Source organism: Hugenholtzia roseola DSM 9546 (assembly GCF_000422585.1).
Classification (GTDB): Bacteria; Bacteroidota; Bacteroidia; order Cytophagales; family Bernardetiaceae; genus Hugenholtzia; species Hugenholtzia roseola.
On record NZ_KE383884.1, the window covers coordinates 1 to 21,045 of the forward strand.

The 21,045-nt window shown below is 42.0% G+C and carries 17 protein-coding genes; 7 read left to right on the forward strand and 10 right to left on the reverse strand.

Annotated features, from left to right (window positions below; translation table 11 throughout):
* Window positions 1-107 precede the first annotated feature (107 nt).
* Complete coding sequence (locus tag G500_RS0116770; protein ID WP_027003393.1) at window positions 108-677, forward strand: DUF3109 family protein; 570 nt, start codon at window positions 108-110, stop codon at window positions 675-677.
* A gap of 15 nt (window positions 678-692) precedes the next feature.
* Here the strand turns inward: G500_RS0116770 and cas2 are convergent, their stop codons facing one another.
* Genes cas2 through cas1 form a run of 3 tightly spaced genes read right to left on the reverse strand, consistent with a single transcriptional unit; the run spans window position 693 to window position 2,511 of the window.
* Window positions 693-989, reverse strand: a complete 297-nt coding sequence (cas2, locus tag G500_RS0116775; RefSeq protein ID WP_027003394.1) for a CRISPR-associated endonuclease Cas2 — start codon at window positions 987-989, stop codon at window positions 693-695.
* 12 nt (window positions 990-1,001) lie between these two features.
* On the reverse strand, window positions 1,002-1,475 hold the full coding sequence (locus G500_RS0116780) for a hypothetical protein (protein WP_027003395.1): 474 nt from the start codon (window positions 1,473-1,475) through the stop codon (window positions 1,002-1,004).
* A gap of 16 nt (window positions 1,476-1,491) precedes the next feature.
* The gene (gene cas1 / locus G500_RS0116785) at window positions 1,492-2,511 is read right to left on the reverse strand and encodes a CRISPR-associated endonuclease Cas1 (protein ID WP_086047945.1); all 1,020 of its coding nucleotides are present in this window, start codon (window positions 2,509-2,511) and stop codon (window positions 1,492-1,494) included.
* A gap of 300 nt (window positions 2,512-2,811) precedes the next feature.
* On the opposite strand from cas1, the gene G500_RS0116795 reads away from it, so the two are divergent.
* The gene (locus G500_RS0116795; RefSeq protein ID WP_027003397.1) at window positions 2,812-5,130 is read left to right on the forward strand and encodes a peptidylprolyl isomerase; all 2,319 of its coding nucleotides are present in this window, start codon (window positions 2,812-2,814) and stop codon (window positions 5,128-5,130) included.
* 82 nt (window positions 5,131-5,212) lie between these two features.
* A complete protein-coding gene (locus G500_RS0116800; RefSeq protein WP_086047946.1) occupies window positions 5,213-6,154 on the forward strand; it encodes a class I SAM-dependent methyltransferase in 942 nt (313 codons plus the stop codon).
* A gap of 101 nt (window positions 6,155-6,255) precedes the next feature.
* Here the strand turns inward: G500_RS0116800 and G500_RS0116805 are convergent, their stop codons facing one another.
* The 7 genes from G500_RS0116805 to G500_RS23940 all read right to left on the reverse strand — a co-directional run bounded on the left by G500_RS0116805 (window position 6,256) and on the right by G500_RS23940 (window position 15,575).
* Window positions 6,256-6,870: an IMPACT family protein gene (locus tag G500_RS0116805; protein WP_027003399.1), complete on the reverse strand. Its 615-nt coding sequence runs from the start codon at window positions 6,868-6,870 to the stop codon at window positions 6,256-6,258.
* A gap of 69 nt (window positions 6,871-6,939) precedes the next feature.
* Entirely contained in the window at window positions 6,940-7,338 is a 399-nt protein-coding gene (locus G500_RS0116810; protein ID WP_027003400.1) for an ExbD/TolR family protein, read from the reverse strand.
* Between the two features lie 98 nt (window positions 7,339-7,436).
* Window positions 7,437-8,213, reverse strand: coding sequence for a MotA/TolQ/ExbB proton channel family protein (locus G500_RS25215; RefSeq protein ID WP_161626151.1), 777 nt, complete (start codon window positions 8,211-8,213; stop codon window positions 7,437-7,439).
* A 267-nt stretch (window positions 8,214-8,480) separates the two neighbouring features.
* Complete coding sequence (locus tag G500_RS0116825; RefSeq protein ID WP_027003402.1) at window positions 8,481-10,802, reverse strand: T9SS type A sorting domain-containing protein; 2,322 nt, start codon at window positions 10,800-10,802, stop codon at window positions 8,481-8,483.
* An 88-nt stretch (window positions 10,803-10,890) separates the two neighbouring features.
* A complete protein-coding gene (locus G500_RS0116830; protein WP_027003403.1) occupies window positions 10,891-12,465 on the reverse strand; it encodes a BamA/TamA family outer membrane protein in 1,575 nt (524 codons plus the stop codon).
* Window positions 12,466-12,865: 400 nt separating this feature from the next.
* The gene (gene lon / locus G500_RS0116840) at window positions 12,866-15,319 is read right to left on the reverse strand and encodes an endopeptidase La (protein ID WP_027003404.1); all 2,454 of its coding nucleotides are present in this window, start codon (window positions 15,317-15,319) and stop codon (window positions 12,866-12,868) included.
* Window positions 15,320-15,323: 4 nt separating this feature from the next.
* Window positions 15,324-15,575, reverse strand: a complete 252-nt coding sequence (locus tag G500_RS23940) for a hypothetical protein (protein WP_035757862.1) — start codon at window positions 15,573-15,575, stop codon at window positions 15,324-15,326.
* A gap of 319 nt (window positions 15,576-15,894) precedes the next feature.
* Here G500_RS23940 and G500_RS0116855 point away from each other — a divergent pair, with 319 nt between their 5' ends.
* The 4 genes from G500_RS0116855 to cmr1 all read left to right on the forward strand — a co-directional run bounded on the left by G500_RS0116855 (window position 15,895) and on the right by cmr1 (window position 21,042).
* On the forward strand, window positions 15,895-18,012 hold the full coding sequence (locus G500_RS0116855) for an OmpA family protein (RefSeq protein ID WP_051203777.1): 2,118 nt from the start codon (window positions 15,895-15,897) through the stop codon (window positions 18,010-18,012).
* A 318-nt stretch (window positions 18,013-18,330) separates the two neighbouring features.
* A complete protein-coding gene (locus tag G500_RS0116860; protein WP_154657205.1) occupies window positions 18,331-18,942 on the forward strand; it encodes a hypothetical protein in 612 nt (203 codons plus the stop codon).
* Window positions 18,943-19,170: 228 nt separating this feature from the next.
* Window positions 19,171-19,845 (forward strand): CRISPR-associated endonuclease Cas6, encoded by a 675-nt coding sequence (locus G500_RS0116870; protein ID WP_027003407.1) that lies wholly within the window; start codon window positions 19,171-19,173, stop codon window positions 19,843-19,845.
* Between the two features lie 123 nt (window positions 19,846-19,968).
* Entirely contained in the window at window positions 19,969-21,042 is a 1,074-nt protein-coding gene (gene cmr1, locus G500_RS0116880) for a type III-B CRISPR module RAMP protein Cmr1 (RefSeq protein WP_086047948.1), read from the forward strand.
* The last annotated feature ends 3 nt before the right edge of the window (window positions 21,043-21,045 follow it).

A 21,045-nucleotide genomic window follows, 5' to 3' on the forward strand; every position in this document is an offset into this window, starting at 1 on the left:
CTGTCTAATCTGTGTCGTCTGTGTTCTGAAAAATAGAGAACGCGGATTTAAAGGATTTTACAGAAAAAAAACAGGTTTTTATTTGAAAAATTTTAAAATCAAACGCCATGATAGCAGTTCAGAATACCTTAGTCAGCGACGATTTGGCAGAAAAGCACTTTGTCTGTGATTTGAAAAAATGCAAAGGTGCTTGTTGTGTGCAAGGCGACATGGGTGCGCCCCTAACCGAATCGGAATTGGCAGAGTTGGAAGCGGCTTTTCCCCACTTCAAAGACGAGCTTTCACCCGAAGGCTTGGAGGCGATTGCCGAACAAGGCTTGTACCTACACGACGAGGAAGGCGATTGGAGTACGCCCTTAGTTGGCGAAGGAGGCAAGTGCGCCTATGTTGTTTTTGATGAAAAGGGAACGGCTCTTTGCGGCATCGAGCGTGCTTTTTTGGCAGGCAAAATCAATTTTCGCAAGCCCATTTCTTGCTATCTCTACCCTGTGCGCATTACGGTCTATTCGAGCTATGAAGCCGTTAATTACGACAAATGGGATATTTGCAGTGCCGCTTGCAGTTTGGGTAAAGAATTGGGTGTGGAATTATACAAGTTTTTAAAAGAACCCTTGATACAGAAATACGGCGCGGCTTGGTATCAGGAATTGGTGGAAAAAATTGAGGCAGAGAAGTAGTTTATTTAATAATTTTTAGAAAAATAATATTTTTTTATCTTTTACTTTTTCTGTAAAAGCTTCGTTCGTACCTATTAACCGCGCTTGCTCGACACTTTTTTTCCCGATAGGGATTAGTAAAATGGTGTCATTTTTTTGAAACTCCTCCTGTAAGGATTCTAAATAAGTTTGAATTTCGGTAAAAATAGAAACGGAGCTTTGGGCTAAAAATACAGACTTCTGAATCCGCTGACAACCCTTTTCCTCCAAATATTTGGCAATATGGGTGCGTGTTCGGTCTTGGGTAATGTCGTACAAAATGAGATAGCGCATAAAGGTTATTTTTTACAAAAGTTTTCTTACAATGACAATAATAATCAGAAACAACAAAATTATTGTTAAAATAACAACTACGGGCATTAAAATATCGGAGTAGCTAAAACGTTTTTCTATTCCGTCTTCGGTTTCGTAAGATTTGCGTTTTCGTTTGGGCTTTTCTACCTCATCTGCAATTCCATTGACAACCTCTTTGGCTATTTTTTCAGCTTCTTCGGGAGTAATTTCTATCAATTCAGAGGGTGGAATGGCAGGCAGGTTATCGCCATAAGCCTCATATACGCTCACATCTGCATAAAGCCAATACTTCACGCCTTTATGACCTGCACAACTACCTGCGCCTGTCGTATTTCGCTTCACACCATCTCTACATATACAGCCAACACGTTTTTTATCGTGCAAATCCTCTGCTAAAAGCGAAAGAGGTAGAAGCAAGAAGAAAAGAACGAATAAAACAGTTTTTAAATTATTAGTATTTTTCATATTGTTTAATAAATGATTATTTTTTTTCGGATAGCTTCAAAAAAAGTTGTGCCAAAGCCTGCGCCTCCAAACGAATGTGTGCCAAGCGCGTTCTATTGACTTTATTTTTAGGTACAATTTCTTGGAAATATTCATGTAGTTGTTGTACTAAAATGCGTTTTCCATCTGTTTGTAACCAAATCCCTTCACCTTCGGGGTTAGGGCGAAAATGTCCTTCATCAAAGGCATCACGTATACATAAGCGAACAACTACGGTATCTACCCAAATGCGATACCGCTCTATTAAATCAAACGCAAGGGTAGGAACTTGCCCATACTGGTCAGCATGCAAAATACCCAAAGCAGGGTCTAAACCCACTTGTATCAAAGCCCCCTGCACTATCGGGTACAACATACCATAGCCGTAATTAAGCAAGCAATTAAACTTATCAAGCGCAGGGCGAGTACGCTCCCTAAACTGATATTTATGTGGTAGAACATATCCCAAAGCAGAAAAGTAGATACGAGAAGCATTGCCTTCTAAACCCCTAAATTGGTCTTTCCAAGTTTGGTCTTTTCGAGGCATTTTCCAAGTATTGATATTTTCAAATGCTACCAAACTTTCCTCTAATTGTTTGATAGAATCTTGCAAGCGCGAAAAAGTGGTATCGCCGTTGATTAGATTTCCCGAATAAGCAATCTGAATAAGTAAGTTTTTTTGGTTCGTTATTTTTTCACAAAGCGTCTGACGCAGCCACTCTATTATCTTGTGGTGGTTATGAAAAAATGCTTGATTGCGTCTAATTTTTGGCGTAGAACCAAAAGTATTGTTCCAAACGCGCCCTTTTGCTGTTCCAGCATGGTCGATAAAAACTACTTCAATTTCTTTTTGGAGGGCAAGCATAAGCGCATCTGTGGTTACTAACGTGCCTGTGGATAAAAAAATAATCTCCACTTCTTGGGGCGCAATTCGGCGTGTAACCTCTTCTATTCGCACCTCAAACATATTTTGGTGACGTTTCAAATACGCGCCCTTTGTGTGTATAATAAGTTGCATGAAGTTTGTAGCTTTTATAATGCTGGCAAGATACAAAAGAATAAAATAGATAGCAATAGCTTTCTATTAAATTTTTAAAAATATTTTCTCAAACTCTCCTTTCCTGCATTGAGGTCAGTACGACCAAAAGACGAAAAAATAGCGACAAAAAAGCCGCTGCCACGCCAAGAATGAAATTTGTGTTTTTTCATGTAAGGTCTTTGTTGTACTTTTACGGTTTGAAATCGTGCCTCTTGGCTTTTATCTTCCCTTTTCCCTAACGCATCTTACTGTTTCTATTTCCAGAAAAAAATACAATCTATGAAATTATCCCCTTTATTTTGGATTTTCGGCTTGTTGCTTGCCCTAACCGCAGCCTTTTCGGAGGCGATTGCGCAAAAGAAGCCTACCCAAAAAGAAGAAACCCTACTTGAGGTAGGCAAAGAAAAAGTATCTACCCAAGAGTTTAGCTATGCTTTTGAAAAAAACAACCCTTTGGGCAAAGAAAAAAATCTTTGGCAGGAAGCCGAAGTGCGCAACTACTTAGAGCTTTACATCAACTTCAAACTCAAAGTTTTAGCCGCCCAAGCACAGCAATTAGATACCGCTGCCGATTTCAAAAATGAATACCTTTCCTATCGCGAACAATTAGCACAGCCCTACCTGACCCTTAAAAACGTTTCCGACCAGTTAGTAAAGGAAGCCTACACCCGCTTGCAAGAGCAAATCAGGGCTTCGCACATCTTGATACGCATAGACCCCTACGCCACAGCCGCCGACACCTTAGCCGCCTATCAGAAAATAAGCGACATCCGCAAAAAAATAGTGGCAGGCATGGACTTCAATCAGGCAGCGATGGAATATTCCGAAGACACAGGCTCGGCACGCATAGGCGGCGATTTGGGCTACTTCACTGCCCTACAAATGATTTATCCTTTTGAAAATCAGGCATATCAAACCCCCGAAGGCAAAGTTTCAGAGGTCTTCCGTACCAAATATGGCTACCATATCTTGAAGGTCTTTAAAAGAAAACCAACGCGCGGTTCGGTTAGGATAAGCTACTTATATGTGCGCTCTTCGGAAGGCATGGCTACCGAAGATACATTGGCAGCTCGCAAAAAAACCGAAGAAATCTATCGCCGCTTACAAGCAGGCGACGATTGGGATACCTTAGTGAAACAATTTTCCGACGACGTGCGCACACGCAATCAGGGCGGAGAACTCCCTTGGCAGTCGCCTGCTAAAATGCAGCCCGTTTTCGAGGACGCTTTGGCAGACTTAGAGCCAAATCAAATTTCGCCGCCCCTACGCACCCCCTTCGGTTGGTATATTCTCAAACTTTTGGAGCGCAAGCCCTTAGAACCCTTAGAGGAGATTTATAGCCTTTTGGAAGAAAAGGTAGCACGCGACTCTCGTGCAGAATTGCAGGAAAATGCCTTGATAGAAAAGTTGAAAAAGGAAAACCGCTTCTCAACCCTGCCACAGACCGCCGCCCTTTTAGACAAAATCGCACAAGCGGCTCAAAATCAAGAAGATAGCACCGCCGCTGCCGCCATTTTTGCAGCCCAAGCCCAAGATAAACTTTTTCAGATAGCAGACCAATCCTATTCGCTTTCAGACTTCAAAGCCTTTTTAGACGAGCAAGGCGAAGATGCAGAAAGCCTCAAAACTGCCCCCGATAAACATATTTTTATTTACAAACAATACGAACTTTTTGTAAAAGAAGCCGTATTAGAATATGAAAAATCGCAGTTGGAATATAAATATCCTGAATTTCGCTTCCTGACACGCGAATATCACGATGGCATCTTGATTTTCAAAATCATGGAGGAAAAAGTATGGAGCAAAGCCCTAACCGACGAGGCAGGTTTGCAAGCCTTTTTCGAGCAAAACCGCCAAAACTACAAGTGGAAAGAGCGTGCCATTGCAACCATTTATGATGCCGCTGATGCCGAAACGCTGCAAGCGGTTGTCGCCCAAATCAAGCGCGACAATGAAGTGCGCAAAGATGGCTACGCCAACGCCGTCCTCACCTTCAAACTCGATGAGCGCGAACTTGATGAAAAAACCGAACTCATGGTCGATGCCTTTTTGGATAATTGGCGCAAGCAGTACCCTGAATATGGCATCAGGATTCGCGATTTTTCTTCGCCTTCGGAAGACAAAAGTAGTAGCAAGGTGCGCCAAAGCAAGATTTTAGACCTCTTGCGGAAAAAAAATGTGCCATTGGGTATTTTGGAAATTGGTGGCGAAACGGGCGAAAACCCCGATAAGTCGGTCATGACCCTTAGCATCAATCTTGACGACAAGTCTTTTTTAGAAAAAAAATACAACCAAAAAAATCCGCTTCAGCTCAAAATCAGCAAGGGCAAATTCGAGCGCGGCACACAGGAAAAAATCAATTTGGTGGAATGGGCAAGCGGCATTTACACTTTCGAGGAAGCAGGCAGACACTATTGCGTGCATATCGAGCGCATCGAGCCTGAACGTCAGAAGGATTTGAGCGAAACACGCGGCGTGGTGATTTCCGACTACCAAAACCATTTGGAGCGCGAATGGGTCAAGACTTTGCGCCAAACCTATCCCTTCAAAATTGATGAAAAGGTTTTGAAAAAACTACTCAAACAAAAACAAAAATAGGTACAAAAATAAGTACGCAAAGGGTCTCGACCTCGCCCCTTTTCTAAGGCGAGGTCTTTCCATCTTATCTTTTTCATCTGCCATGCAAGAACACCAACATTGCCTACTCTGCGGCTCGGACGCACTCAAAGCCAAGAAAGGATACGAACGACACCATTTGGTAAAGTGTAACCAATGCGGCTTTGTCTTTATTCGCAAAATCCCAACTTTGGAAGAACTCACCCGCTTTTATAGCGGCTATGGCAGCGAGCATTTTCTTTCACCCATTACCATCAAACGCTACCACCAGCTTTTAGACCAATTTGAGAAATACCGCAAGACCAATAGAATTTTAGATGTAGGCTGCGGCGTAGGACACCTTTTGAGTGTCGCAAAAGAACGCGGTTGGGAGGTCTATGGCGTAGAATTTGGACAGGCAGCCTGCGAGGTAGCACGCAAAAAAGGAATCGAGATGCAGGAAGGGAGATTAGATGCAAAATTATACCCTGCGGAAAGTTTTGATGTCATCACCTCCATTGAAGTAATTGAACATATAAACTACCCCAGAGAAGAGGTAGCCCAAATTCATACCCTATTGCGCAAAGGCGGGCTTTTCTATTGCACTACCCCCAACTTCAATTCTTTGATGCGCCATTACTTAAAAGCCGATTTTAATGTCATCAACTATCCCGAACACTTGGGCTATTTTACCCCTAAAACATTAAGCCAACTGCTTGAAAAAGAAGGATTTAGTACAAAAAAAGTGCTAACCACAGGCATTAGTTTTACGCGCTTACAGACCAGCAAAGCCGCCCAAAAGAAAGCACAACCCAAGCCCACTACCCCACAAAAAAGCGTTGCGCCTAACACTGCCGACGCTCCAAAAAAGTACAAGGACGCACTCAATCCAGAATCGGCAGATGAAAAACTGCGCCAAAAAATAGAAGGCAATCCGCTTTTAGGCTTTGCCAAAGAAGTGGCAGATGAGCTGCTAAATCTTACGCGCACAGGACACGCCATGAAGGGCTATTTTGAAAAGAAATAGAGCGCGAAGGCGATAAGGGTAATTTATACGCCATTTGGGTTAGATTGAAAAATTGTTTATTTTTTAGTCTGATATTTTTAGTTGCTTTAAAGACCTGTTTTTCAAAGCGTTTCTATACCCAAATCTTCTAACTTCCGACGTACCGATACCTCATCTTTCAAGCGCACGCCTAATTTGATAAAACAAGTATTTTCAAAAGTTTGTGCTAAAATTGGCAAATCATATTCCTTTACCAATCGCATGATGTCGTTCATTTGTAGATAATCGAAGTGAAAGGCAAAGGGCGTGCGGACAACCCTTTCCACCACCTGCGCCTTTTCCAAAGCTAAGGCAGTAACGGTTTTGTAGGCGTGAATTAGACCACTAACGCCCAACTTGGTACCACCATAATAACGTACTACCACTACCAAAACTTGTGTTAAGTTTTGGCTTCGAATCTGATTGAGAATAGGCGTGCCTGCGGTGTGATTGGGTTCGCCGTCATCATTAGCACGCCAATTTTCACCATTCCTGCCCAAAAGATAGGCGTAACAGTGATGCGTTGCGTCGTAATATTGCTTTTTAAGCCCTTCTAAATAGCTTTTTACCTCTGTTTCGGTTTGGATAGGATAGGCATAAGCCAAAAACTTGCTGCCTTTGTCGCGAAAAGTAGCATTAGTAGGCTCTGCTATGGTCAGATAGGTGTCGGCTTGGGGTTGAAATAAATCGTTTTGCATTAAAATTGATAAGCGTGTGCTTTTTTAAAACCAAAAGGCATAGACTTGAAGCCCCGCCCTTATTTGCTATTACTCTGTTTCTTGTTTTACCAAAATAGAAATTGGCACTTTGTACTTACTTGCCAAAGATTGAATGTGAAGGATTGCCTGCACAGGCGTAGCGGCATCGGCTTTGAGATGAACCAGATGCGACTCGCTTGTTGTCTTGGCGATAGCAAATTTTTTCTCTATTTCAGTAAGTTCGATGGCTTTATCGTCTAAAAAATATTGCCCTTCTGCATCTACGGTTAGGGTTAATGTGGGGCGTTTGGCAGTTTGCGCCTCTGCCGTTTTGGGCAGGTTGATGTCGATGGACGAGGTTACGGCTAAGGTGGAAGCCAAGATAAAAAAGAGCAGAAGCAGGAAGATAAGGTCGCTCATCGCGCTCATGTCCATGTCGAGGTCTTCTTCGTTGTGTAGGGACTTCATATTATTTTTTAAGATTTTTTAGGATTTTTTAGGATTTTTAAGATATTTTTAGTTTTTTTGTTGTTTTTTATTATTTTTTGGGTTGATTAAGATTCGTTTTATTGCGCCTTTGTAGGCGAGGTGCAATATTTGATAATTTCGTGTGCAAAAGTTTTGAGCTTAATTTCGTATTTTTTCATATTTTGCTGCACGAAATAGTTTAGAAAAGAAGTCAAAATCATCACAAAAAGTCCCCCTAATGTTGTAACAATCGCTTCGAACATGCCGCCAGAGATGTTCTTCAAATCCAATCCGCCCTGACTTTGTGTGATGCCCTGAAAGATGTCCATGATGCCCAATAGTGTGCCGAAAAGCCCAAAAGCGGTGGCAGTTTTGATGACAAAGGCAAAAGTCCCATACCAAAAAGAAGCCGTCATTTTTCTATACTCCAATTCCACGCGCCTTTCTAAGGATTCGCGCAGGCTGCTTGCATCTTGCTCACGCGCCTGTGCCGACTGAATACGCGAGGTGAAAAAAGTGAGGGCTTCGCTCCAAAGAATGTGGTAATAAACAGCCCCTTCTTTGAAGTCTATTTTGTGCATTGCGTCCTCTTTTGCCTTCGTAAAAGATTGGCGCGGATTGCAGCCCAAAGCCGTATTGAGCGCGTTGGTAACCTCTTTGTGTAGCTTATCGGGGTTGCCTTTTGTAGCCATCAGGTAGCGACGCATCATCAGCAGAGAAGCCACTAAGACAAGCAAAGTTTCGAAAAGTAAGACCCAAGAAATCCAAGAGCCGTATCCAAACATTTCAGTAAAAGAAATATCACGCGGCTCGGTCAGTGTTTGTTGTAATTGTGGGTCTGTTTGCAGCAAAATAAAAGAAAGTGGGGATTGCATAGGGTAGAGGGGGCAGTTTTTTTTGGAAAGGATATTTTGGAAAGGGAAACGCACAGAAAAAACGCACAGAAGCATACAAATAAGAGAGCCAACCTAAAATGTTGGGCTAAGATACATCTTTTATTTGACTTAAAGCCGATTGAATAGGAATTTTTGTAGCCTTTTTTAAGTAGGTAGTTTTTCTATCGAAAAAGCAAAAACGCCTTAAAAATAACGAGAGTTCGCCAAATTTTATTTTGTGCTTTTCGCTCACTTTTTTCACCTTTCTCACCAACGTAAGATTTTATGACTTTTTTTCACCCCTTCCTGACTCAAAACCTCCATCAGATACAAGCCCCTTGCCCAACTTTGTGCCTGCAAGTCAAAGGCGACGTTGGGCAATAGTTCAAAAGTTGTTATTTCTTGTCCCAATACGTTAAAGACACGCACCGAAGCCGCCTTTGGGCTTAGGATTCTGAAAACATCAGAGCTGGGATTTGGAAAAATACGAAGTTCCCCTTCGGGCAAAGGCGGTGGGAAAGCCGCTTGACTACTTTGCAAATGCAGCAAACCTCCCCCAATCGTACCTAAAAATATATCATTTCCAAAAAGAGCAGGAAAAACGCCCTCGCCAAAAAAAGGTGCGACTGCACTTTGCGTAGGGGCATGAAAAAGCCAATTTTTCACCGCTGCCTCGCGCCAAGTTTGGGCATCTGCCAAAGGATTTTCTAAAATTGATTTTAAATTTTTATACAAAACCAATCCATTTTCGGCATCTGCCACTAATAAATCATCTGACAAGTCGCCATCTAAATCGCCAATCGCAAGAGCCGTCCTACGCCCTAAAAGCAAACTAACAAAGGCAGTAGTTTGCGCCCTCCACTGGGGCAATGAATTAGAGCCAACACCTTGATTTTCAAATACTTGAATCCCCCCCTGAAAACGTCCGATAAGCAAATCTAAGTCGCCATCTTGGTCGGTATCATACAAAAAAGGTTCATCTAAGATGCGAATTTCTACTACCGAATTTTCTATTTTGATGAGATTTTGGCTAATATTTTGGGTTTGATTAAAAAAGTTAGCATTTAGATAATACAAAAAACTGCGCCTACTTTCTGTATCAAAAGCAGTGAAAAAAAGGTCTGCCCGTCCGTCTTGGTCTATGTCGGCGAAGGTGGGTTTTAAAAATTGTAGATTTTGGGTAGAAAGGGCGGCAAAGTCTTCCTCTTTGAGCCAAAAGCCCTGCGGCGTGTTTTCGAAAAAATAAAGCCTTGCACGATAGTTCTGATTTTGAAGTTTGCCGCGCACGCCGACAAACAAATCCTTATCGCCATCTCCGTCTATATCCACTAAAAAAGGGCGCGTATCTTCACCCAAATCGAGCATTTTTTCTTGTAAGAATTGGGTAGAAATAAAGGAAAATTGTGGATTTTGGTTAGGATTTGGGCTTGTACTCTGATTTTCATACAGCCAAATAGAACGCTCAAAATCTACCAAATTTAGCTCATTGATGTATAAATTGGGGCTGACCAGTAAATCCTTTTTGCCATCAAAAGTTACATCTTGGTAGAAAGCAGCAGGAAAAAAGCTAAGATTTACGGGATTTGTTTGTGGAAAATTAGGAATAACGCGCCGCATCTGCGCTTGCACATTTTCGCCCTCATTCAAAAGCAAAGACAAATTAGGACAACCGACATCGCCTGTGAGAAGGTCTTTTTTGCCGTCCCCATTGGCATCAAAGACCAAAAGCGTAGAGCCTGCATGGGCAAGTTGTTCGGTTCTACAATTCGAGCTTCCCCCCAAAACAAACGTTTCACAATCACACTCTACAAAATCTCCCCATTTAATTATTTTACGAAACAATAAACTATCACAACCAAAACCGCGCTCTCGGCTTTCATTGAGCTGCAATTCTACCAGACCGCCTACCGCAGGCTGAAAATTGAGCAGGTCTAAATCGCCGTCGTCATCTATATCCACTAAGGCAGGAATGTCGGTTCGGTCTATGTCTAAATTGGTTCTGCCCGTAAGTCCTTGTGTAAAAAGAAGGGGGCTAAATAGCTCAAAATCAAGCCTTTGTGTCGTAGAAATATTTTTATAGACGGCAATTCCGAAAGGGACAGCCATAAAAATATCAGGCTTTCCATCACAATTAAAATCTTCTAATAAGTACCAATCTGAACCATTAGGAAAAAAATGCGCGTAATCAGGCGCGTAGTCCCATTCCCAATTTTGGGTATTAGGATTTTGTCGGGCAAGAAAAGTGGTAATTTTTCTGCTGGTTCTATCGAAGACAAAAAGGTCTTCTGTGCCGTCTCCGTTGAGGTCGAGGGTAGAAAACTGCGGTGCATTCAACCCTCCTGCCCAAGCCATTGGGTAGGCTTCACCGTTTGCTTTTAAAATTGGAATAGAATCCTGAAACTTCCAAAGCCGTTCTGTTTCCAAATCAGGCAGCGGGTCTGGATTTTGCGCTGCTATGTTTTTGGGTAAAATAAAAAAAAGGCTTATCAGAAAGGCACAAAAGCACCCCACAAAAAACCTCAATGGGGTTAGATTCTGCAAAATTAACTTTGTTTTCGCATTGAAAACAGAATAAAATTTGGTTTTCATTTTCTTTGGGCTTAAAAAATTTCATTTCAATCTAAATAGCGCAATGCCTTTTCCCTACGAAGGGAAAGCAGCGATTCGGTGTTATACCTTAAAACTCGGCTTTGAAGGCAAAGTTTGCGCCGCGCACGCCTGTATTGGTAAAAGAATATTCCCATCTAAAAACCATATTGTAGTACGTTACGACATCGAAGCCGACACCTGCCCCCCAAAGCCAACGATTGTGGAGAGAATTAAAAGGTTGCGGCTCGGTATTTTGTGCGTATCCTATGTCGAAAAATGCCTTTGGATAGAGTGCAATCGGCATTTTATTGAATTGTGAAGGTAGCTTTTCCCAAAAAGTGAGAACTTTATCGAAAAGTTTGTAGCGAAGGGTATTTTTAGAGATAAAAAACTGCTGGCTTTCTACCACAAATTGCTCGAAGCCGCGCACCGCCTCTTTGTTCAGACCAAAGCCACGCAAAAGTGTATAGGGTTGATTTTCGTTTGGAAAAGAAAGTTTTGTAAAAATGCTATTACTCAAATTTATTTTTTTCGTAATCGGTAAAAAGTGTGAAAATTCCGTCTTGACGTTGAAAATATCTACCTCATTGAAAACGCCCAAGCCCAATTTTTGTGCCTGCAAGACCACCAAATAGCCTTTGAGCGGATACGCCACTCTATCGCGCCTATCGCGTGCAAACTGATAGCTAAGTTCAAAAAAACGTTGTTGGGTCTGCCCTTCCCCAAAAAAGTTGGCGTTGAGAGTCGCAATCGTATCGGCAACCGAAGAGCCGCGATACGCCAGCCCGAAGCTATGTCTATCAAAAAAGCGGCTTCTGATTTGCGCCTGCCCAACGGCGTAGAAACGGCGTTGCAAAATTTCGCCCGCAGGTTTGCCCACAAAGACCCAATTATCGGCAATGGTATTGTAGGCAACGGTATTGTTTTCGGTATAACCCACATGAAAGCGCAAGCCTACCGTCTGTTTTTTGTTGATGTAAGGAACTTGATAAGCTAATTCAAATTTATGGGTAAAACCTAATTGAAAATGTAGTAACAAATCTTCATTGCGCCCTCTAAAATTGCGCTGACGGAATCGCAATCCCCAGTCTATTCTGCTCAAATCCCAACGGAACTGCTGCCACCAAACGTTGAAATTCCTATCCGAAAGTTCTATCAAAGGCATGGGAAAAAGATACCACTGTTCCGTTAGGCTGATGCTAATTTCTATCTCATTTTCAGCCACTTCCCACCAGTGGATAGCCACATTGATAAAAAGATTGGTATTAAAGATTTTATTTTTTTCGCGCTCTAAAATGGCTTCTAAATCGGCACGATGGATTTTATCGCCCTGTGCAATGGCTAACTCACGCAAAATAATGCGGTCTTTTGTTTTGTAATGACATTCTAAAAAAATCTTGACAATCTTCAAACTATCCTGTGCATCAAACTCTACTGTATCGAGCGCAGAACGGTTTTCAAAACCTTCTTTTCTACTTTCGCGCTCATTTTTTCTATTTTTAAAAAAATCGTTCTTTTTGTCTTTATTAGGTTCTGATTTTAAACTGTCCTGCTCGATGACCTCCTTACTTGGGTTGTCTTGCGCCCGAAGCCCCTTTTCTGCCATCATCACCCCCACACAAAACCCCAAAGAAAGCCACAAACAAGCTAAAAGACGCATCATAGACAAGAAATAAAGTCAAAAGTTAAAGCAAAATTTTAAACCGTCGGCGAGGGCGTTGCCCGTCGCCGAGGTTTTACAACCGATAAATATTGAGCCTTCGGCAAGGTTTTATAGATAGTCATTTGTGAGAACACAAGCAACGCCCAATTTAGCCGCCGACAACAAAGCGACAACAAGCCCACAATAAGTCCAAAATAAGCCAAAAAAACAAGGCTTCTTCAAACCTGACCCAAAGATAAGATTTTCGGTTGCAAACTAAGGGCGAAAAGAAGGGCAAAGGTACGTTTTTTTGAAAAGTTTAACAAAAAACCAAACCGAAAACCCTAAGCCTTTTCAAAAGGCTTAGGGTTAGGAAAATTCTTAGCAAAATTCGAAGGCGAGCTAAATTAGGAAAGCAAGCCTACGAAGTTCTTTTAGGTCTGCGCTTCTTGTTTTCCGACGTATTTTTGCGGACTTCTATCTTCAAATCGTCTGCCATTTGGTCGGAAAGGGCAAGTTCTATGACCTGATGGGCATTTTCTACAAAGTGAAAGTTTAGCTTTTCTTTGTAAAAATTCTCGATTTCATCTACCTCTTTTTTGTTTTTCTGACACAAAATCAATTCATACACGCCCAAACGTTTGGCAGCCAAGATTTTTTCTTTGATACCCCCCACAGGCAGCACCTTTCCCTGCAAAGTAATTTCGCCCGTCATGGCAATCGTACTCTTGACCTTTCGCCTTGTGTAGGCAGAAACCATAGCCGTAAGCAGCGTAATGCCCGCCGAAGGACCATCTTTTGGCACTGCACCCGCAGGAATGTGGATGTGTAGGTCGTATTGCTCGAAAATTTGCGCTTCAATACCAAACTTTTCCGCATGCGCCCTTAGAAAAGAGAGCGCAGTCATGGCAGATTCTTTCATCACTTCGCCCAAACGCCCCGAAAGGGTGAGTTTGCCACGCCCCTTACTCAAAAGGCTTTCGATGTAAAGCACCTCGCCGCCTACCTGCGTCCAGGCAAGCCCCATCGCAATCCCTGCTGTGGTGTAGGGCTGATGATTTTCGCGCTCGAAAATGGGTGCGCCCAAGAGTTTTTCTACCTGTGCAGGGCTAATGGTTTTGCTGTATTTTTCTTCTAAGGCTACCGATTTGGCAATTTTTCTGCACAAAGCGGCTATCTTTTGCTCGAAATTGCGCACGCCCGCCTCGCGCGTGTAGCCTTCTATTAGGGTCAGAAGTGCCTCGTCGGTAATTTTAAGGTCTTTCGCCTTCAAACCGTTTTCGGTGCGCTGTTTTGGGAAAAGGTGTCTTTTTCCGATTTCGAGTTTTTCTTCGGTGGTATAGCCGCTAAGGTCTATGATTTCCATTCTATCGCGCAAGGCAGGGTGCAGCGTGCTTAAATCATTCGCTGTGGCGATAAAAAAGACCTTAGAGAGGTCGTAATCCACTTCTAAATAGTGGTCGTTGAAGGCGTGATTTTGTTCAGGGTCTAAAACCTCCAAGAGTGCAGAAGCAGGGTCGCCTCTAAAATCATTGCCGACCTTATCAATTTCATCGAGAACAAAAACGGGGTTAGATGTTCCTGCCTTTTTCAGGTTTTGGATAATGCGCCCCGGCATAGCCCCAATATAAGTGCGGCGATGCCCTCGAATTTCCGACTCATCTTTCATACCCCCCAAAGAAAGGCGGACATATTCGCGCCCCAACGCCTTTGCAATGGACTTGCCCAAAGAAGTTTTGCCCACACCCGGTGCGCCATGCAGACACAAAATAGAACCGCTATGCGAACCTTTGAGCTTCAAAACTGCCAAAAATTCTAAAATGCGCTCCTTTACCTTTTGCAGACCGTAATGGTCTTGGTCTAAAATTTCTTGTGCTTTCTTCAAATCGAACTCCACTTCGGAATAAGTAGCCCAGGGCAGGTCGAGCATCAATTCTAAATAATTGAGGGCAATGCCATATTCGGGTGATTGTGGGTTTTGGCGGGCAAATTTTTCGAGTTCCTTCTGAAAAGTAGCTTCTACTTTGGGGTTGCCCCAATTTTTTTCTGCCCCTCGCTTGGCAAGGCGTTCTGAATCTTGTCCGCTATTGTCGGAAAGTTCGTCTTGTAGGGTCTTGATTTGTTGGCGGATAAAATAATCGCGCTGCTGCTGCTCCAAATCGTTGTGCGTTTTGGTGCTGATGTCGTGTTTGAGTTCTAAAAGTTGTAGCTCACGACTCAAAAATTTGAGCAATTTTTTACCGCGCTCGGCAAAGGTAGTCTGTTCTAAAAGTTGCTGTTTTTCTTTCGAATCCAGATTGATGTGCGTACAGATAAAATTGACCAGAAATTCGGGGCGGTCGATGTTTTCTATCGCATCTTGGGCTTCGGAAGGAATATCAGGACTCAATTCTACCATCTTCTTGACATTGTCTTTGATGGTAGAAAGCAAAGCCTTGTCTTTCTTATTTTCTAAATTGATGCTTAAATCGGCAAGTTTTGTATAGCGCACCTTCAAAAAAGGCTCGAAAGCAACTTGCTCCTCGATGGCAAAACGGTGCAAGCCCTGTACGATAATGGTCAGGTTGCCATCAGGGAGGGTGATTTTTTTGAGAATACGCGCCGCCACCCCAACGCCCTGCAAATGCTCGATGTGGGGGTCTTCTGCTTGCGCATCTTTTTGGGTAACGATACCGATATGGAGGTTGTTTTTATTGGCGTGTTGCACCAAATTTGCCGACTTTTCACGCCCAACCGTAATTGGCATAATCACCTGCGGAAAGAGTACCGTATTTCGGATAGGAAGTATCAGGATTTCCTTAGGCGCAGTGTCTTGGCTTGCCTCTTCGGAATCTTGTGGCATAGAATCCGATTCTATAACTTCTGAAAATATCATATTTTTAAACATATCCTTCACAAACGGGGTAGTAAGAAGTGGTAGAAGTAGCCCTTTTCGCTTTCACAAAATTCAAACCCTGCCTTTTATTTGGTTGTATTGCCGCTATTTCCTGACAAAATGTCAGCAGGAGGCGTACCAATTCTTCTTCTCTGGTGCAGGGCAGGTCAGAAAAGGGCAAGATTGAAAGTCGTCTGACTTTGGGGAAAGCGTCGGTTTCTAAATGAAAAAGGCACGTGATTTGTACGCAACGCATCTATCAAGACCTACGTCTGACTACTATAATAGATGCTTTTTTCGCCTTTGGGCAATCCCTTTGGGTAGTCTTTGCTTGCTAAGAAGTGCAAAAGCAAAACAACCCTTGTGCCAACTTGTTTGAAAGAAAGGGAAAGTCCTTTGTTGGCGGCTTTTTAGCGCAGCAAAAGTGCCTTTCGTCGAGTTTTGGTATTTTTTATGACTATTTTACGATACCTTTGTAGTTTTCCTTTGTGTTATTTCTGTTTTTTTGTCAAAAAACTGACAAAATTACCGAAACGCCACTTCCTCCCTTTTGCCTACCCCTTTTTAAACGCTTTATGAAAGCCTATTTTTCCTTCGTCTTCGCGCCCATTGCTGCTTTTACGATTCCTTTTGCACGCTGGATAAGCCTGCTGGGGCTGTGTCTTTCTTTTTTCCTTTCTGCTTCGCTTTTTGCCCAAAAGCGCGAAAAAGACCGCAACAAATTAGCTACCGAAACTTTTGCACCGATAGCCAAATCCTCGGCAGTGCAGTGTCCGACGCTGGTATTTCCAAATGTAGGCTATTTGGATTATTATCAAAATCCTTCGCTTTATATGCAAATTACGAAACTCAAACGCGAAAATGATAACCTCAACCTACAAAAAGCCCTGCACCAATACGTGAGCAATTTCGGTATCCAAAACTTTTTGCAAGAGAGCCAACTCATTTGGCTTTATGCCGAAACCGCCCTTATCAATAAGGACAGCACACTTTCAAAGGAACTTTTCCGCTTGGCAATCAAGCACCATCGAGGCGACAAAGTGCGCCTTTTTAAAGCCTACGATTCACTGACCTTTCGCGAAAAAATTGTATATGTACCCTTAGAAAAGTATTACAATTTTATAGAAAGGTGGCAATTAGTAGATTCGCTGCGCCCGCCCGAAGATTTGGGTTCGCCCATTGGGGGTGCTATCAATTCGCCTTTTGAAGATTACGGACTTTCTATGGGCGAAAATGATAGCGTGATTTATTTTACTTCTAAAAGGTTAGTGGAAGATACGAGCGACATTGTAAAGAAAATAAATATGAAATTTGATGAAAATTTGTATCGCTCTACTAAAATAGGAGAAGATTATTGGAGCGAACCCGAAAGGTTAGACATTCTCAATTCTACACATAGCGAAGGTTCGCCTACCGTTAGTCCTGATGGAAAGACGATAGTTTTTGCGCGTTGTGAGGCGGCAGATGGTTTTGGCAACTGCGATTTGTATATTTCCTACAAGTTGGATACGGCTTGGTCAGAGCCTGTCAATATGGGCAAAGGCATCAATAGTTATGCTTGGGAATCGCACCCTTCTTTTTCTATCACAGGCGATACGCTTTATTTTGCTTCGGATAGAAAAGGCGGCTTTGGTGGCACAGACATCTATTTTACCTTGCGCGACAAGCGCAACCGTTGGCGTGAGGCAGTGAATTTGGGGGCAATTATCAACACCCAATTTAGCGAATTAAGCCCTTTTATACACAAAAAAGAAGATTTACTTTATTTTAGCTCGAATGGACACTTAAATAATTTTGGCGGTTTTGATATTTTTAAAGCCTACAAAATTGCCCCTAATCAATGGTGCGAACCCAAAAACTTGGGACCTTTTGTCAATACCGAAGGGCATGAAATGTATTTTACCATCGATTCCGAATCGCGCTTGCTTTTCTATGCAAAGGCTGCCAAGAAAAATTTAGACCCTGCTTCCGAAAAAATCATATCTGAAAAACGAAAATATGAAAATTCCGACCTTTTTTCGTTCCAACTGCCGATGGAAGCACAGGCGCGTGCCATTGTGCGCTTTACAGGTAGGGTTACGGAGTCTTATACGGGGGAGGTCTTCGAGGGCATGGTCATTGTGTATGATTTGGAGGAGAAAACGCCGATTGCGCCACGTGAGCTGCGCGAAGATGGCACTTTCGAGTTTGAATTGATTGATGAAAGAAAATATCTTTTAATTGTAAGTGGAGAAAACTTTTTTAGAATAGAAGAAATCTTCGAACTACATGGCGATACGCACAAAGACATCGAAGCCAAACGCGCCACTGCCTCCAGCAGTGATGGCACACAGATAGAAACGATACAATTTAAGTCAATAGAATTTCAGACGGCAAGCGCACGAATTTTACCCTCGATGGAAAACGATTTGCACTTGGTCATCGATTTTTTGGTAGAACACCCCAATAGCCACTTGGAAATTCGCGGACACACCGACGCGGCAGGCAAAGCCGAAGAGAACCTCAAACTTTCGCAGGAGCGGGCAGATGCCATTCGCGACTACATTCTTTCTTATGGTAGGATTGAGGAAAGCCGCATCAAAGCCTTAGGCTTAGGCTCGACGCAGCCGCTGGTTTCGCCCGAAGTAACGGAAGAAGACCGTCGGACAAATCGGCGTGTGGAGTTTAAAATTAGCCTACACGAAGAAGGGTAGCAGCTTTTTCGAGAAAGGCTTGCAAGCAAATGCAAGGCAGCATATTTAGACTTAAAAGTTTGAAAATCAGACTTTTAAGTCTATTTTTTTTCTACCATATCGCGATTCTATTGCATGGGATTGCATGCAATTCAGTTTTTCATTTGTATTATTTTGAAAGCTAAGATACTTGCTTTAATTTTGTAGCATCTTGAAACATAGACAAGATAGCGGTTGCCGAAAAGCTAATGAGTAGGCTTGCAAACAATTCTTTTTATTATGAAAATGACACAAGTTTTTTTTACAAAATGCTTACTCGGAATTTTATTATTCTTTGCTGTGCCCTCAATATCTAAGGCACAACAAAATCAGGAGGCAAAGAAGGCTTCCAAGTTGAGCAATGCTATCAAAGAAACGAATTTCTCGAAAATAGAAATTGATGCCTCTGAAAAAGCCGTATTTAAGTCGGGTACGGGCGAGTATGTGGAGTTTTACCCTATTGCCTTTACAAACCTAAAAACGGGTGAATATGCGCAAGGCTTAAAAATTGTAACGCAATATGATTTGGAAGGCATGGGCGCAACCCTATTAGGAGGCTTGGGAGGTGATAAAGGCGGCTCTAAAAGTTGGACAGAAACGGCGTATCTCGACATCAATGAAGTAGAACAACTCATTGAATTTTTCGATAAGTATGTCTTACCCAATACAGATAGCGATTTGGAAAGAAAGAATTATGTTACCTACAAATTCAAAAGTGAAGAGGTTGTTATCAATTTAAAAGTAGAAAGAGATGGCAATAAGACAGTAGAGATTTTCGAGGTTCTATTTGCAAATCGCCCTTATTTAGACCGCTATTTCTGGACAAAATCGCAGGTAAAAAATACTGCCCAAGTTGTCAAGACGCTCAAATACATCACGGCGAAGGCAAAAACCAAAGGCGGAACAGAATAATTGCCTTCTGACTACAAACAATCCTTAAAAATACGATATTTGGGCTATCAATTAGTGATTTGATATTTTTTTGCTACAACAATTCTTTTCTTTTTACCCTTGATGAGGCGCAAGCCCTTCAAGGGGTAAAAAGTTTTTTTGAAAGAAGGCTTTTTTTGTAATTTTCTATAAATTTCTTATTATTGGGTCATTTCAAAATTTCTTCTCACACTTTCCTATTTGAATTTAATGAAAACGATACGCCTTTTGCGAGTAGAATTTGATGCTCCCCTGAAATCGTATGAAGTGCCTGCCTTTCGTGGGGCAGTAGTGGCGAAAGTGGGCAGGCAGCACGACCTTTTCCACAATCATTTAGACGATACGCGCTATGCCTATCGCTACCCTTTGGTGCAGTATAAAAGTTTGTACGAAAGGGCGACGCTACTTTGTTTGGACGAGGGCGTAGATGAAATTCACAAGTTTTTTGGGCAGCCTGATTGGGCGTTGCGCATCGGGGCGCGTCAGGCAGAGCAGATGTGGGTGCATAAATTAGACCTCAAAAGTTATGATTTGCGCGTAGAAGCGCGTGTTTTTCGCTACCACATTTCTAATTGGATAGCTTTAAACCAAAATTCCTATCAAGAATTTAACCAGCTTCCCACTACGGAGGCTTGCTACGAATATTTAGAGCGCAAATTAGTAGGCAATATCCTTTCTATGGCAAAGGGCTTGAATTGGTTTATCGCCGAAAAAGTGGAAGCGCGTATTTTAGACCTGCGCATGCCCCACCACACCAAGTACAAGCAAAACAAGCTCATGGACTTCCAAGCCGCCTTCGAAACCAACGTTTTTATGCCCAATTATATCGGTTTGGGAGGCAAGGTAAGTGTAGGCTATGGCACCATTAAGCGCGTATTGGACTAAAAAACGACAAAAACCATCAATTCCTATTTCAAAAATAAAATCAAGAAAATGTAACTACCCTTGCAAGTATCAAAAAAAATTTTTATACTTGCAGGGTAGTCTTTCAAATCCAATTTCTTTCCCATGAAAACAATCACTTTTACCTGCGAAACCATCACGCCTATGTTCCTTTCAGGAGCAGATGGCACTACCCCCGAATTGCGTCCGCCCTCTATCAAAGGGGCGTTGAGGTTTTGGTGGAGGGCGATGAATGGGCATCGTTCGTTAGAAGAACTTAAAGCCAAAGAAGATGAGATTTTTGGGGGAACGGAAGGGAGAAGTAAGGTTTTGATTAGGGTAAGTACTGAGCGAGAAACTGTTGTAAAAGGTTCGAACATTTTAGGTTATGGTCTTAGTAACCCTTTTGATGGCGTAAAATATCTTCTCTATATTCTCTTTCATCAGCAATCAGAGCGCGAAGGTTTCAATAAAGGCACAAGGTTTAAGATTACGTTTTCCTGCAAAGATGAAAATTACTTAAAAGACTTTTGCGCAGCTTTTTGGATTTTTGCTAATTTGGGAAGCATAGGTACACGAGCAAGACGTGGCGCAGGTGCTTTTGGTATTGTTAATGTTGATGATAAAAGAAACGTTCTCGCTAATTTCTTGAATTTTATCCAAGTTACTAATCAAGATTTGCAAAGTTACTTAAAGTCAAATTTGTCATCAATTAGAAACAGGTATCCGAATGTTCACAAGAGACCAATTACAAAAAGCTACAGTACGTTTCCTCAATCGCTATATGTAAGTAAACAAGGCTTCGACTCATGGCAGTTATGTCTTGATAATATTGGCTCAGTTATGCGAAAACTTCGGAAAGGGCAGACACACAAAGAAAAAAGTAAAAGGACTTTTACTATGGATACACTTGACCAAAAGGCGGCGTTTGGTTTGCCAATCAGTGTCTTTCAGGATAACAGCGTAAACTTTAAAAACAATGAACGAAGAGCTTCTCCGGTTTATATTTCAGTAATGAAAAATATAAACAATAAGTTTCATTGGACAATTTTTGTTTTGGAAGGTGATTTTATGCCCAAAGACGATTTTATTACTTTTTCGAGTAAAAAAGTAAAATTTGAAAAAGAGTGGGAAAGAGAAAATAGGATTTTAATATCTAAGTTTTTAGAAGAAATAAAACCATTGTCAAATCAAATTTAATAC